General features: G+C 57.5%; 13 protein-coding genes and 1 pseudogene. 7 read left to right on the top strand and 7 right to left on the bottom strand.

The annotated features are described in order from the left end of the window. Nucleotides 1–4 precede the first annotated feature (4 nt). From BM177_RS07935 to BM177_RS20550, 5 genes and pseudogenes are all read right to left on the bottom strand, one after another. Nucleotides 5–1,246, bottom strand: coding sequence for a cytochrome P450 (locus BM177_RS07935; protein ID WP_091680796.1), 1,242 nt, complete (start codon nucleotides 1,244–1,246; stop codon nucleotides 5–7). Between the two features lie 843 nt (nucleotides 1,247–2,089). Beyond that, complete coding sequence (locus tag BM177_RS07940; protein ID WP_091680799.1) at nucleotides 2,090–2,404, bottom strand: site-specific integrase; 315 nt, start codon at nucleotides 2,402–2,404, stop codon at nucleotides 2,090–2,092. 94 nt (nucleotides 2,405–2,498) lie between these two features. Next, nucleotides 2,499–2,921 (bottom strand): hypothetical protein, encoded by a 423-nt coding sequence (locus BM177_RS07945; RefSeq protein ID WP_091680801.1) that lies wholly within the window; start codon nucleotides 2,919–2,921, stop codon nucleotides 2,499–2,501. A gap of 32 nt (nucleotides 2,922–2,953) precedes the next feature. Then, a complete protein-coding gene (locus BM177_RS07950; RefSeq protein ID WP_091680803.1) occupies nucleotides 2,954–3,937 on the bottom strand; it encodes a hypothetical protein in 984 nt (327 codons plus the stop codon). Between the two features lie 253 nt (nucleotides 3,938–4,190). Beyond that, nucleotides 4,191–4,482, bottom strand: a pseudogene (locus BM177_RS20550) (carbonic anhydrase family protein); the annotation flags it as partial. A gap of 34 nt (nucleotides 4,483–4,516) precedes the next feature. On the opposite strand from BM177_RS20550, the gene BM177_RS07960 reads away from it, so the two are divergent. The 4 genes from BM177_RS07960 to BM177_RS07975 all read left to right on the top strand — a co-directional run bounded on the left by BM177_RS07960 (nucleotide 4,517) and on the right by BM177_RS07975 (nucleotide 10,670). Then, entirely contained in the window at nucleotides 4,517–4,930 is a 414-nt protein-coding gene (locus tag BM177_RS07960; protein WP_210185891.1) for a recombinase family protein, read from the top strand. Between the two features lie 312 nt (nucleotides 4,931–5,242). Continuing rightward, on the top strand, nucleotides 5,243–8,098 hold the full coding sequence (locus tag BM177_RS07965; protein ID WP_091680805.1) for an outer membrane protein assembly factor BamB family protein: 2,856 nt from the start codon (nucleotides 5,243–5,245) through the stop codon (nucleotides 8,096–8,098). A gap of 246 nt (nucleotides 8,099–8,344) precedes the next feature. After that, the gene (locus tag BM177_RS07970; RefSeq protein WP_139223558.1) at nucleotides 8,345–9,346 is read left to right on the top strand and encodes an SEL1-like repeat protein; all 1,002 of its coding nucleotides are present in this window, start codon (nucleotides 8,345–8,347) and stop codon (nucleotides 9,344–9,346) included. Nucleotides 9,347–9,458: 112 nt separating this feature from the next. Continuing rightward, the gene (locus tag BM177_RS07975) at nucleotides 9,459–10,670 is read left to right on the top strand and encodes a TAXI family TRAP transporter solute-binding subunit (RefSeq protein ID WP_091680811.1); all 1,212 of its coding nucleotides are present in this window, start codon (nucleotides 9,459–9,461) and stop codon (nucleotides 10,668–10,670) included. Nucleotides 10,671–11,316: 646 nt separating this feature from the next. Here the strand turns inward: BM177_RS07975 and BM177_RS07980 are convergent. After that, a complete protein-coding gene (locus BM177_RS07980) occupies nucleotides 11,317–12,159 on the bottom strand; it encodes an ImmA/IrrE family metallo-endopeptidase (RefSeq protein WP_139223559.1) in 843 nt (280 codons plus the stop codon). A 5-nt stretch (nucleotides 12,160–12,164) separates the two neighbouring features. Continuing rightward, the gene (locus BM177_RS07985) at nucleotides 12,165–12,503 is read right to left on the bottom strand and encodes a helix-turn-helix domain-containing protein (protein WP_091680816.1); all 339 of its coding nucleotides are present in this window, start codon (nucleotides 12,501–12,503) and stop codon (nucleotides 12,165–12,167) included. A 126-nt stretch (nucleotides 12,504–12,629) separates the two neighbouring features. Between BM177_RS07985 and BM177_RS07990 the strand changes: the two genes are divergently transcribed. The 3 genes from BM177_RS07990 to BM177_RS07995 all read left to right on the top strand — a co-directional run. Continuing rightward, nucleotides 12,630–13,748 (top strand): ParB N-terminal domain-containing protein, encoded by a 1,119-nt coding sequence (locus BM177_RS07990; RefSeq protein WP_244532200.1) that lies wholly within the window; start codon nucleotides 12,630–12,632, stop codon nucleotides 13,746–13,748. Continuing rightward, on the top strand, nucleotides 13,639–14,127 hold the full coding sequence (locus tag BM177_RS20555) for a DNA methyltransferase (RefSeq protein ID WP_244532207.1): 489 nt from the start codon (nucleotides 13,639–13,641) through the stop codon (nucleotides 14,125–14,127). The genes BM177_RS07990 and BM177_RS20555 overlap by 110 nt, the downstream gene beginning before the upstream one ends. Nucleotides 14,128–14,132: 5 nt before the next feature. Then, nucleotides 14,133–14,654 (top strand): DUF5681 domain-containing protein (locus BM177_RS07995; protein ID WP_244532201.1); only part of this gene is annotated, 522 nt, incomplete at its 3' end.

Genomic DNA, 14,654 nt, shown 5'->3' on the forward strand with positions numbered 1-14,654 from the left:
AATATCAATTCTTCCAGCGCCAATCCCAGGATTCCGGCACTGGTCCGCCCTTGCGATCAACGGAGCCTACAGTGAGTTCGGAAAGCCGCAGGCTTTGCGCCACGATTTCCGGGATCATCACGCGCCCGATCGCGCGCCCGAGGCATTCATGTAGACCAAGGCCGAAATGAAATTGATTGCCCAACCCTCTGCCGGCGTCGAATTCATCGGGGTGAGACATCGCTTTCGGATCGAACATGCCTGATTGGGTTACAGCCAGGACAGTTGTTCCCTTCGGGACGGCGGTTTCGTAGGCTTCGCCACGCCCAAGGACGGCGTCCTCTTCACACGTGCGGAAAAAATAAGGAAATGCAGGCCTGAACCGGATTGCTTCGAAGACATAGCCGTCAACGGCCGCCGTATTCTCGCCGAGCGCGGCGGCGCGAGCCTTGGCGAGGTCGTCGGGACGACTGATCAGAAAATCGAGCGCATTGACGACGGCGTGCGAGGTTGTCTCCACCGCGCCAATCAGCAATCCTGCGACATTTTCGATGACCCGCCGCAAGTCGAATTTGACCGCCCCGGACGATGACAGCTCCAGCAGCCGCGTGACGGGATCGTGGCCGCCAAGACCGAGTTTTAGCTTGCCCTCCCTGATCGCAACCAGTTCGATCAGATAAACGACCATTTCCTTTCCCGCGGCTTCGCGCTCGGCGATGACCTTGGCCGGATCGGACCATGCAATCGCGTCAAAGGGCTGGTTCCAGAAAGTGTCGATCTGACTCCAGTAGGACCATTTGCACAATTTCGCCGGATCGACATGTTCGAAGCCAAACCATTCCTGAACGAGCGCCAGGGGCACGGCTCGGGTGAGGCCGGCGACCGCTTCCATCGAGCCGCCGGCGCTCGCCAGGAGCTCTGCGGCTTTACTGGCTACGAAGGTCCGTATCGCTGGAATGTCTTCGAAATCGAGAATGGCGCGCATGATCGATTTTTCGCGCCAATGGACCGCCGTATCGTCCTGGGCCATGAAGTAATCGCCCTGTTTCGGCTTATACAGAGCGACACTGAAAACATCATGCCGGCGGAGGATCTCGGCGCAATCGTCGAACCGGGTCGCGAGCGTCACTTCCGGCATAACGAGGATGGGACGATCTTTGCGAAGCTCGGCATAGAAGGCCCATGGCTCGTTATGCATCCAACCGCGAACGAGACGCCAACGCTCGGCTGCCGGCGTCGCATCATACGTCTGCAAATAACTCGCCATCTTGGGCTCCCTTTTCGCCAGAAGTGTTACAAGAACGTCCACGTCTTGGGGTGCGGAGACCTGTATTTTTGTGCTATTTTATAGCGTAATGCCCAATTCTTTTCAAGCGAGACGAAAATTCATTTTTCGCGGCCTATCGCGCGATGGTTATGCAATTCAAAATTGTGCATCGCCGACGATCAACACGTCCGGAGGACTGTTTAAAAAAGTTTGAAAAATTTTACTCTATGCTGTGCCGTAAGTTGATTAACAATTTGGACCGACCTGGGAAGTGGAAGTATCGTCCGCATACGATTGCTTTTCTCTGGACCTACCTTCGACCCGATTTAAAAGGAAAAGAGCTAGATTCTATGTGGATCACCCTGAGGCCTGCCCACACATACATGCTGTCCTCATAATTGACCCGGCTTACGCTAATAAATTTTTTTCAATCGCCCCTCAACTTCAAGCGATCTGGAGAAAGCTAGATGTTCGGAATAGGACCTTGAAAGCGAATCTCAAAGCCGCAAGACGCTATTTGTTAAAAGACTTTGTCAAAAATGAACGCAAAATCAAATCCAAGTGTTTTGGTTGGATCTCGTATTCGAGCAAACTCGGCACCCGACGAGACGCTCCACAGTGTGACCTCTATACACTTTTGCCCTATTAACGACATAGACGGTGAGGCACAGCAGTTCGCAGAAGATCGCGATATACGAGCGGATTGGCTGCCTCGAAGGTCTCAAACGGGTGGTTTTGCGACGGTCCGCTACCGGGCCTCCATTTGGTAAACGGCCGTTCTGTTTATGGCATGGGCGGGCGCGTTGCGGTGATTAAGCTCGGGCGCCTTGAAATACGGTTGCTTCATAATCGGTGGGTCTTGAACCGATGTCGCCAGGAATGGCTCGGCGAAAGCCGTTCGTCGGTCAAGCCGAGACCCCGCACCCATCGCCCAATGACCTTCGTCCCATTGCCGCCGCGGTTTCCAAATCGATCAGCAGCAAGGCCGGGGAACATGGGCCCCGAGCGTGCTGCGTTCAGAAATCGCAAGAAGCCGCTTTCGATGATCGCGGGATGCAGCGGGACCGCCCGTTCCGAATTCTCGTTCTTCAGCGACCCCGCTTTCACGGACCGCAGGCGGCCGGAGCCGCCGTTCGTGACCGCATTCCGCAGCGTCATCCGCCTGCGCCGCACCGCACGAAAACACAGCGCGCTTTTGGTTGGGCGCCGAAGTCGCGACGGTCAGAGAGCCGCGCGATCATTTCCAAAATCCTTACGGTTTTTCGCGCGGGATTGCCAAATTGACCTGCCCGTCGCCCGGCGGATCCGGCGCCCAAAAGGTCGGCGGCTCTTCTGGGTCATAGGGATTGGCGTACGGATCCACGCCGTTGGGGTCACCCCTCGCGACCTCGCTCAGCAAGAGCTTCAAGAAGTCTGGCTCGACCGCAACCTTGGCATCCAGGAAGAACTTCTGGACGGTGGATGCGAGGAACATCGGCTCTCTCGTCTGAGGGTTGCGGTCTGTCGTCTTTATTTCCGTCAACGTCCGGGTCCCGTTCATGGGATCCAAGGTCGAGCAGAAGATTTCATACTCGCCTGAGCGGGTCGCCGGCACCTCCCGAAAGCCAAAGTTCGGATCTCTTTCTCGGGCGAGATGCAATTGATGAAGAATGGCGCTGGCGGGGATGTGTCCCATGACGGCCTCCTGTCATTTTTCGTTAGCGATTTTCAGCGCGGATCGGCATTCTTTAAGGGGACGCTGATCACCCGGCTCCATTGGCAGTCAAACTCCGTTTTTACGTCGAGAACAGTATCGGGATCCCCCCATCGGTTCTGTGCCTGCTGCGCGACTTCGCTCGGCGGCGACCGAGTGGCGGGCGATGTGATCGCCCAGCCCTCCCGGCAGTTCGGGAGCATGACGAAGGTGCAGTCCACCAAGACCTCGAAGTCCAGCACGTCGTTCGAATCTCCAGGTAACTCCCACAAGCCCTGCATGTTCAACGGAACGTCGCTGGTCGCCAGCGCAGGCAGCGAGTCGTTGCTGGCGTTCCATGACCAGCCCCCGGTTTGAACGCTGCTCCAGTCCTTGTAGGGACCGGCTTGCGGCCCAATCAGCATCGACAGCCTGACAATGTGATCGCTGTGATGCTGGAGCGAATTGTTCGTGACCGCAAAATCCCGCATGCTAACCGTCGATGAGTGCGACACAGTCCCCGAGACGCTGGCGGTCGGGATGTACCCGAAGAAGCCGCCGCTGAAGCTGCGGCTAATTGAACTAGATATAGATCCGCCGATCCGGTCGGTATCGGGCTGGCTTTCCGCCAAAATCGCGCGCGGATCGGAGAAGCCCATGCGCACGTGAATCTGCTCAAGGTAGGGACCCACCAACACATTGTCCGGCAGAGGCTTTTGCGGGTTCCAGCGTGCGGGAATCAGCCGGGTTTGGTCCATTGCGCAATTGAAATATTTGATCGGCTTGCCCTTCGTGCCGGCGCTGTCGATGATTGGCGTCCACGACCAGAGCTTGCACAGAAGACCGAACTGAAAACTGGTCGACACCTCGCCCGGGTAATCCTGCTGCGGCGTCGAGACGTTCCCTCGCCTAGCGACCGTTACGTACCGTTTAACGCTCTCGGGCGGATTCGTGGGTGTGTTTTCGTCGATCCAAATCTTGCCGACCGGCGGATCGGTGTCGTTATCGTCATCGGCCATAACAGTGCCCCCCTGGAATAATTCAGCCCGAAGGATTTTAGATTATCTCAACCGTCATACCCCGATGGCAGTCTATTCAATCCAATCTGGAACCGTTTCGCGCTTCTGGCAATGCTGAAACGTCCGCCTGACCGCCGCCGGCCGACTAAAAAAAAGCCGCGCAGGCGAACCCACGCGGCTGTTCGAAAACTGAAGTGGTTGGAACTGGCTCCCGCTACTGTAATTGCCTGACGTTGCGCCGACCGGTTGTGCATCAAACAAATCGGAGCACGAAGCGGCGGTTGATTTTCTGCACCGGCCGCGCATTGTGAGGATAGAGCTTGGCAAAGGCTTCGATGTCCTGCGCGTCGACTTCGAGGGGCTGCTTCAGAATCATCCATTCGACCGTCTCGCTGCAGGGCGGCGTAGTCAACGACCCGGCGTAGCGGTAATAGCCGCGCGCTGTCGGCAGGAGGCCCAACGGATTGAGCCCCGCGGGGCGCCTTGACCGGCGGCCCTTCCGCGGACGGCATGGCGGCGACCACCTTCGCAAACGCCCGAATTGGATCACGTTCCAGTCGGAACAGGAGCCATGGGATCATGAAGGACGGGTGGCCGCAAGGCTTAACCAAACTCGATCGCTTGGCTCGATCCGTCGCGCACCTCGGCCTGATCGTAGCCAAGCTTAAAAAGAAGGAGGTCGCGCTTCGCATCCTCGGCCTCGGGTTGGACACCGCGACGCCAACGGGCAAGCTGATGCTCAACCTTTTGGGCTCAATCGCTCAATTCGAGCGGGAGATTATGCTCGAAAGACAACGAGAAGGAATCGTCAAAGCCAAAGCGTCGGGAAAATATTTGGGTCGAAAGCCTACGGCTAGGGCAAAGGCTGCGGAAGTTTGTGCGCTGGTCACGGATGGTCTTACCAAAGAAGCTATAGCGGATAAGCTTGGAATTGGTGTGGCGAGTGTTTATAGGGTGATAAAAGCCAATAAACAGCCAAGGATTGAATCTTAAGGTTTAACAGCGAAAAAAGGCGTTGGAATGGGCGTGCGTCAGACGGATAAGAACGCTTGAGCACCAGGGTGCATTGTAGAAATATTAGAAATAAACTTTATATGTCCGATAACAGCGTATATTTGTGAGCCTTCATGCACACCACCATCAATTCATGGGCTTGTCAGGAGACTGAAACAGTCGCAGAATACTTGTGACTCGCGCCAACCTCAAATCTGTCGGCGACATATTTGTAGTTTAGAACTCTTCAAGACCTAGTCCAACTAGCGGACGGCTGAGGCCCTGGATCAGCCAATCCGAAGGGGGGATGATATGAAATGGTCGTGGTTATCGACGAAGCGGCCTGTAACGGGCAGCGGAAGCTTTATTCTCCTCATAGCGGCAACGTTGATTAATATAGCCGTGTCGCCTGTCCATGCGGCAGGGACAATTCTGATTGGCGCACAACAGACGGCGTTGTCGATCGATTCCAACACGTCGGGCACCGCGGAAGCTTTCATGGTCACGGCCTCTGTGTCGGGGACTGTCGTTTCGCTTACCGTTTACGTCGATGCAATCTCGAAATCTAAAAACATCGTTGTGGGACTTTATGCTGACAAAAACGGGACGCCTGGAAATCTGCTAACACAAGGGACCCTTTCATCGCCGGTGGCGTCGACCTGGAACACGATCCCTGTGGCGAACGCCAGTGTGACCGCGGGCGTCACGTATTGGATCGCAATTCTCGGTCCATCAGGTTCAGGGACGCTGGCGTTCCGTGACAGCGGCGAAAATGGCCGCCGATCTGAAAGCAGCAGCCAAAGGAACCTCACCACATTACCGTTGACGTGGTCCACCGGTAATGTGTGGAGCAGCTCGCCGGCTTCTGCATATGGGTCCAGCGCGGCGGCTAGCCAGCCAGTGTTGTCAGTATCCCCTTCAGGGCTCATTTTTACCGCGGTTGCGGGAGGCTCCGATCCGCTACCGACATCTCTGACCATCAATAATACCGGCATCGGAGCCCTGACTTTTTCTGCAACATCCGATTCAGCCTGGCTTTCGATCTCTCCTGGCAGCGGATCGGCTCCTCCGTCAGCGACGACGCTCGTTTCTGCTAAAGTTGGCGCACTGGCGGCAGGCTCTTACTCAGGAAACATCACGATCGCTGCAGCAGGCGCGCAAGGTTCGCCCGTAACGGTCCCGGTAACATTCAGCGTGAACTCATCAACGCCGCCGCCTGCAGGCAGCGACTGGCTAACTTACGGTCACGATCCGCAACGCAGTGGCAATGCAGCGGGTGAGACGCTTATCACGCCTGCCAGCGTAAAAAATCTTGCGTTGCAATGGTCGGCAGTCGTCGACGGCAAGGTGACTGCGCAGCCTGTTTTTGTCAGTGCGGCGCGGGTTGTTGGGGCGATGCATGATCTCATCGTTGTAGCGACCGCCGGCAATTCGATCTACGCGCTCGATGCAAGCAATGGCGCCCAGCTATGGAGAATGAATTTTGGAGCGCCCTCAAACCCCGGAAGTATTCCCGGCGGCTTTGGGATTAATGGAACGCCCGTGATCGATCGGGTGGCTGGCCGCATTTACGCCGTGACCGACAACGGCGCCCTCAGGACTCTATCTCTCGCCGACGGCACGACAGCCAGCCCCGCTGTCCAGGTGATCACGGATAATGTGGCAACAAACAGGGTTTGGGGCGGACTTAATTTGGTTGGCAGCAATTTGTACATTGTGACAGCCAGCGACGGGCCGGATACACAGCCTTGGTGGGGACGGGTCATACAGGTTGATGTATCGAAATCAACGGCGTCCGTTCCGCCCGTCATAGCGAATATTTTCAAGGTGGTGCCGAGCATTCAAGTACCAAATGGCGGAGGCGGAATTTGGGGCTACGGCGGAGTATCCGTCGATCCCTCCACGGGGCGCGTCTTTGCGGCCACTTCAGCGGTGGACCTTACGGAAGGGTACACGCCCTACGCCGCCCGCATGTTATCCTTAAGCAGCAGTCTAGCGCTTAACGGCTCGTTTGAGCCGCCTCATCCATCCCCATGTCCGGGAGACCCTGGTCCCTGCGACATGGATTTTGGCGCAACTCCCATAATTTATCAGCCGCCTGGCTGCCCGACCCTCGCCGCGGCCGTTAATAAAGACGGACATGTCCATTTGTTAACGGCCGATGACCTCTCAACCAGGAACAGCGAAACGCTTGCACACGCTGCACCCCTTCAGACTCTCGCGCTCAACGATGCCTTTGACGGCCCCGGCAAGGGCGGCATAACCGGTGTCCCGGCTTATTGGCCATCGGGGAACATGCTGTTCGTTACCGACGGAGGGCCAGGCATCACGGACAGCGCGGGCCATCATATCAATGCAGGCGTTGTCGGCCTAACTATAAGCTCACCGCCGAGTTGCAATCTTCAAGCGGCCTGGAGCGTTGACGGGACTAATGTTTTGACAGCGGATAATCAGCCGCCGTCGCCACCAACGGTCGCCAATGGCGTGGTGTTCGTTGGATCGGGGCTCAATGGCAGCATCCACGCTTACGACGCAACAAGCGGGAGTGAGATCTGGAACAGCGGCTCCGCGATCGCCGGCGGCGCCACCTTCGTCGCGCCGATGGTGGCAAATGGCGTTCTTTATACGGCCTCTTGGAACGGTTTTGGAGCTTCGGATGGCGGCACCGTCCGCGCTTTTGCGCAGGGATCAACCTCGCCGCCGCCGCCGCCGCCTAACGTGCTCATGGGGGATCAGCAGGTCGAGTCTCAGCTTGACGACAATAGCTTGGGCACGGCTGAGGCGTTCCAGACCACAGCGATTGCTTCTGGAACCGTAGGATCTCTTTCGATCTATCTCGACGCCTCATCAACCGCGACAAAATTGGTTGCCGGGCTTTATGCCGATTCCGCAGGTCACCCCGGGGCGTTGATTGCACAAGGTAGCGCCACCGCGCTTAAAGCGGCAACCTGGAACGCTGTTTCAATTCCAGGCGCGATAGTATCTGCGGGCCAACCCTATTGGATCGCAATTATGGGAACGAATAGTGGACTCTTGCGCTTTCGCGATGGGTCTTCTGGCTGTAAGAGCGAGTCGAGCGCGCAGACCGGCTTGACCGCGTTGCCATCAAGTTGGTCGTCTGGCGCTGTTTATACCTCCTGCCCACTTTCGGCGTATGGTACAAAGTGACCAAAGACAAGGTGACTAAGGGGAGCTAGCCCCCCCGCGCTTCCGGAATTAGGGAAAGCGGTGTGCCGGATATCCGTAATAATCTATAATAAGCAAAAGGCTATTCAATCAGAGAGCTATTCCTAGGCTATTTGAAAGCGCTTAAGAAAATGCACACGGAATCGACCAATCGACCCTGACGAGCGTTCGTTTAATGCGCCCGATTGGAATGAGAAAACCGTTCGGGAAACAGGGTAGGATACGCGCTTGACAGGATCAGACAAATTCCATGGCGATCCGCCTTACAAGATCAAACAACATATCATCCCTTCCAGTGAAATTTTGGCGTTTGAAAGCTTTCGTAAGCCGAGTCCATTGGCGCCGATACGCACTTCGAAGACTTTGCCTGAACCGGGAGCTCGATCGCCCTTCGGGATTCTGGGGCGTCCGACGATGGCTATAGCGGTGACGGCGGGACTTGCGTTCCTTTTTGTCGGCAACCCCGGGGCGATGTGCTCGAGTGGGGCGAACAAGAGTAACGGCGAATTGAGCATTGTCTCGTCGCTGTTCTTGAGTAGCGCAATGGCTGCGCCTGTAAATGTCGCGACGCCAGAGCTACTCGTTAATGAGGCGCCCCCCCGGCCGATGGACGCCGCCATTCCGCTGGGCGTGTCCGTTCGCAATTCTGATGAATCCACCATATTGATAATTGAAGGCCTAGTGGAAGGAACGACCTTGTCGACCGGCCGTCCGATAAGCGATGGCAAATGGTGGCTCTACGCGGGAGATATCGAAAATGCCCTTATTCTACCCCCCCCTCATTTTGTTGGGACAATGGTCGTCACTGTGGCGTTGATTCAAAACTTAGCGGAGACTCGGCGATTGCCCTTCAAATGGGTGGAGGCAAAGGTCCCGAGCTCTAGTGTGCAAAGCCAAGCGCAAGGCTCGGAGCCTAACCCCCAAAGTGCGTCGATCCATCAAATCGCTCCCCAAGAAATCGCTGCGTTGATCAAACGGGGAAATGATTTGATCTCCAGCGGCGATTTTGCGGCAGCGCGATTGGTTCTGCAGCGCGCAGCCGAGGCTGGAGATGAGCGTGCAGCCTTGGCGCTCGCTGGGACCTACGATCCCGAAACGCTGAAGAAACTCTCATTGCATGGCTTATCTCCAGACATAGCCATGGCTCGCCACTGGTATGAGAAAGCCAAAGCACTCGGGTCGCGGGATGCGTCGCAAAGATTAGAAATGCTTGCGAGGAAACCGGAGTGACATGCTCTGCGGCGCGTGTCTTGGCACTTTCAGTTCGAGGACAGATCGACCGGCGTCGCAAGCAGATTAAATTTCACGAAGTCCTGTACATCGCCAAGGCGAGGAAAACGTAATGAACGTCGCGCGGAAATCGGCAAGAAATGCGTTGATATGTCTATTTTTTTTGCTGGCGCCATTCCAGTGCGCACAAGCCGAAAAAGGATTTGTTGGCGATGAACAAAAAAAGCGCGAGACAAATGATATCGCAGTCACGGTCGTCGTTTCTGGTCTCTCCTGCACATGCGCCCGCTTTGCAGAGGACATACGCAATGTCGTGAACGATTTGCGGCCCAACGGTTTACGCGTTTTGCCGGTCCTGGGCGTCGGTGGACTTCAGAATGTAGACGATGTGTTGTTTCTGAAGGGGATCGACATGGGCGTGGTCGATGAAGACAATCTCCGCCTGGTTAAGAAAAAAGATCCGTATCTGTATGCGAACATAGAGAAGCGGATTCAGTATATCACCAAACTTTACAACTCGGAATTTCATGTGCTCGCAAGGGACGAGATAAGAAGCTATGACGATTTGCGGGGCAAAAAGGTAAATTTCAATCTCAGGGCGAGCCAGACGGAGGTCAGCGCCGAAGTCATTTTCAATGCGTTGAAAATCGATGTTGAACGGACAAATTATGATAACGATGAGGCGATCAAGAAATTGGAAGACGGCGACATCGCCGCAATGATTGTTTTGTCGGGCGCGCCGCAGGCCGCTTTGGCAAAAGTAAAGAAGGAGGACAAGTTTCACTTTCTGTCCCTCGACCATGAGAGCCTGCCTGATCATGATCTAAGTGCGATAGCCTCCTATTATCTGCCGGCTGAGCTGACGCATGAAGAGTATCCGAATTTGATTGCCGAGGGGCAGTCCGTACCGACTGTCGCGAATCGAGCGTTGCTCGTGGCCTATGCATGGCCGGAAGATTCCCAGCGGTATAAAAAACTCGCCAAATTCGTGCAGGAGTTCTTCGGGAAGATTGATCAGTTCCACAGCGCCGCCAGACATCCTAAGTGGAGCGAAATTAACCTTTCCGCCGAAATTCCCAGCTGGACGCGGTTCAAGCCGGCGGCCGACTGGCTGGCGGCGCATCAAAGTGTCGCCTCTTTGCAGACCGACGGAGTGTCAGCCAACCACTCTTCTGAAGAACTGAAGGCGGCGTTCGAGCGATTCATCGAAAATTATGCTGCAACGTCACGTCTTAAGACCTTGTCGCCGCTTGATCGGGAAAAGGCCTTTGCTCAGTTTATGAACTATGTGCAGTCACAAAAAACGGGACAGCCCGCCCATTGAACGCGTTGTGGAAATAGCATCGAAGATGAGCCCGATCACGCATGAATGAATTCGCGATCTTAGGATGCCGGCAACATGCTTCGGTCTGACACGTTGTGGCTTTCGCTGCGATGTGGCGATCCGCTTTCGGCAAAATAAATCGTATAACCCATTGAAAATATTGGCGTCCCGGAAGGGATTCGAACCCCTGACCTACGGTTTAGGAAACAGGATACGATCACCGCAACAGTCGATAAGATCCAATTCAGACTGTGGGATATAATGTGGGTTGAATCTTAATTAATGAAGCGTTATTTGTGTAAAATCAATAAGTTATGTATTATAAGTGGCGGACGACGCAGTCCTGTGCGAACCGGTCTCAGCCGACCCGGTCCTGGTTTACAGGGAAAATACAGGGATATTGTCGAAATCAGCCCTTGCGACGACGGATTCGATCGTCCTTTTTCTTAGCAAAATCATGGCGTTGTTCGACAAATTCCCTACTCGACGGAGCAGGGAATTAATTTGCGCCAATCAGGGAAAGACAATGGCCCAACAGGGACGCGATCGGCGTTTTCAGCGAATGCGCAGCGAATGACGACCGTTTGGAGTTCGACGGCGGAGCCGGCGATAAAAAGGAACGCGCTGCGGCCCCAAGGGCCAAGGCTCAGATCTCTTCCTCATCATCGCCGGATTCGGCCGCATCAAAGGCGAGCAGCGTAATCGCGTAGCCGTTGCGCTGGCTCAGCGTCTGAACGATCAAGGCGCCGCGACCGGGTCGCGCCAACCAATCGAGGGAGTCGGCCTCCTCGTGGGCGGAGAGGCCGCTCGCATCGGCCGGGGACGGGAGCTGGGGCAATCGCTGCCCCGGACGACACGAAACGAACGGAAAGGCGGGGCTCCTCTCGACGTAGCGGACCACGCCAGCGGCGCTGAACACCAAAACGGACGGTTGGGCGTGAAGCTCGACGTAACGGCGGGCGCCGGCCTCGCGGCTGAGGCCGAGCTCATCCGACAGAGTAAGCACCTTCGCGAGATCGGGAACGCCGCGCAGATAGGGGCGAATCAACCGCGGCGGGGCGAGCAGTTCGATGGCGAAACGGTTGGCTTCGGCTTCCTGCACGACGCGGCGCGGGGCGGAAGCGGACGACTTTGGGCGCCTCGTCGCCAAATCCGCTCGCGAGCAGGCGAACCGCCCCGCGGGGTCCTCTGGCCTGTGCCAGCAATTAAGGAAATGCCCGAGTTCATGTGCGAGCGTGAACCGTCGCCGGCTCAGCGACGAGTTGCTGTTGATGAGGATAGCGCCAAAGTTGCGGTCGTCGGGCGCGATCAGCGCGCCCTCGAAACCCTTTAACGGGGCTTCCTTGATCTCGACTACGTCAAGCGCGGCGGCTATGGCGGCGACCGGAACCTCGCCGCCTTTGTGCCGCAGCTGGTCGTGAATTTCGGCGGCGAGGCGCACGCAGTTCGGGCCCGCCTCCTCGATCGCCATGCGGTCCAGCGCCAGCACAAAGATCAGCCGCCCCCTGCCCCGCCCCTGCGGCGTCGCTTGAGCAGAGTCTGCATCATCTCGTCGAGAAGCGCGAGGTCGTCCGGTTCAAGCGCCCCCGCTTGCCGGAACATGCGGCCAATTTGTCCGGCGTCGTCGGCTGCGGGGTCCTCTCCGACCAGGGTCGCGAGCGACAGGCCAAAATGATCGGCGAGCCGCGTGACGAGGGCCATGGACGGATTGTCCGTACGCCCTTTCTCGAGCTCCCAGATATGCGCCTTGGAGACGCCGACGGCGTCGGCGACCTGCTGCAGCGTTTCCCCTTTTTCGAGGCGGAGGCGGGTGAGGCGTGCGCCGAGGCTCATGGCGAGGTCTCAATCGGAGGAACTGTTCGTGTGATCTGACGTTTACATGCACCCAGGATTGACAGCAAGGTTTTTATTATCTTACTTTCAAGGCAGATAACCCGAATCAGCCCTGGAGGCCCTCGCATGACCGCCCGCGCCCTCGAAACCCTTCCCCTCGACCTTTTGCAGCCCTGGCCGCGCAACGCTCGCGTTCACTCGCGCAAACAAGTCCGGCAGATCGCCGAAAGCATCCGGCGCTTCGGCTTCACCAACCCGGTGCTGATCGACGGCGAAAACCGCATCCTGGCGGGGCATGGCCGAGTCGTGGCGGCGCGGGAGCTTGGCATGGCGACGGCGCCTTGCCTGCGCGTCGATCATATGTCGGCAGCCGAAAAGCGGGCCTATGTGCTAGCGGACAATAAGCTGGCCCTCAACGCCGGCTGGGATGAGGAGCTGCTCGCCCTGGAGCTGAAGGAGCTGATGGAGGCCAACATCGACTTTGACATCGGCCTCACCGGCTTTTCGATCGCCGAGGTGGACCAGTTGATCGAGGGCCTTGCGCCTTCGGAGCCGGGCGACCCGGCCGAGGATCGGCTTCCAGAGCCCGACGCGGTTCCGTCGCGTTGCCAAGCCGGCGACATCTGGCGGCTGGGGCCGCATCGGCTCGTTTGCGGCGACGCGCTCGATTCTGCGGTCGTCGCCGATCTCATGGATGGCGAAAAGGCCGAGATGGTCTTTACGGACCCACCCTATAACGTTGCAATCGAAGGCAACGTCAGCGGCCTCGGTAAAATCCGGCACCGCGAGTTCGCGATGGCGTCCGGTGAGATGACCCGCACCGAGTTCATAGCTTTCTTAACCTGCGCCTTCGCCAACCTTGTCGCGCACAGCCTTGACGGCTCGATCCATTTCATCTGCATGGACTGGCGCCACATGGGCGAGATATTGGAGGCTGGCGCGGCGCGCTACGCCGAGTTGAAGAACCTGATCGTCTGGGTCAAGGACAATGGCGGCATGGGCTCCTTCTACAGGTCTCGGCACGAGCTGATCTTCGCCTTCAAGAATTGGATCCGCCCCTCATCTCAACAGTTTCGACCTCGGCCAGCACGGCCGCTATCGGACCAATGTCTGGGAGTATCGCGGCGTCAACACGCTGAAAGCCGGCCGCCTCGACGAGCTTGCGCTGCATCCGACCGTCAAGCCGGTCGCTATGATCACCGACGCCATCAAGGACGTCTCGCGCCGCGGCGCGATCGTGCTTGATCTTTTCGGCGGCTCCGGCTCGACGCTAATCGCGGCGCACAAGACGGGGCGGCGCGCGCGGCTCTGCGAGCTCGACCCTATCTACTGCGACCGCATTCTCTCGCGCTGGGAGAACTTCGCCAAGGACGAGGCCGAACTTGTCGTCTGCAGGCGCATCCGACAGGCCTGGAACGGCGTCGCCCTCGATGACGACGGCGCACCGCTCGATCCATCCGTTGGCCCAAGCGCAACCCAAAGCGACGGCGACACGGAGGCTGGCTCCCCGGGGGCGGAGGCAAACGGCTTGGCGCACGACCATCGGCGATTGAAACGCGCTCGAAGCCAAGGCAGGCCTGCGACCGCGGCGCCTTTGCGCGCGTTGAGCCCGAGCCAAGGCTGACGCGCATGTCCCGCGATCGAAAGCCTCGCATTCCTCCGCCTCATGAGCCGGCCTGCTACGAGGTCGGCTATGGTAAACCGCCCGTCGCCTCGCGCTTTCGGCCAGGCCGCTCGGGCAATCCGAAAGGCCGCCCGAAGGGCGCGCCCAACAAGCGTCCGGCGCTCAACGAGGAGCGGCTCAAGGGAATCATCCTCGACGAGGCCTATCGCGCCATCAAGGTCACAGAAGGCAAACGCCAGGTAACGATCTCTATGGCGCAGGCGGTGATCCGCGCTATCGCGGTCAACGCTGCGCGCGGCCAGCATCGCGCGCAGCAATTGTTCGCCGAACTTTTGAGTGAGACGGAACGCGCCAACAAAGCCCTCCACGACGACTATCTGCAGTGTCCGGCGTCAGCGCCCATGAGACAAATCGGGGTATTTTCTGAAGGGAGATTTCTGGTTCATCTTAGCCCATTCAGGAGCGCAGATGAGACAGAAATCCGTGCCGGCGAAAGCCCCGGCAGAACAGCTTGTGAAAGATATTCG

The sequence above is a fragment of the Methylocapsa palsarum genome (assembly GCF_900114285.1).
Classification (GTDB): domain Bacteria; phylum Pseudomonadota; class Alphaproteobacteria; order Rhizobiales; family Beijerinckiaceae; genus Methylocapsa; species Methylocapsa palsarum.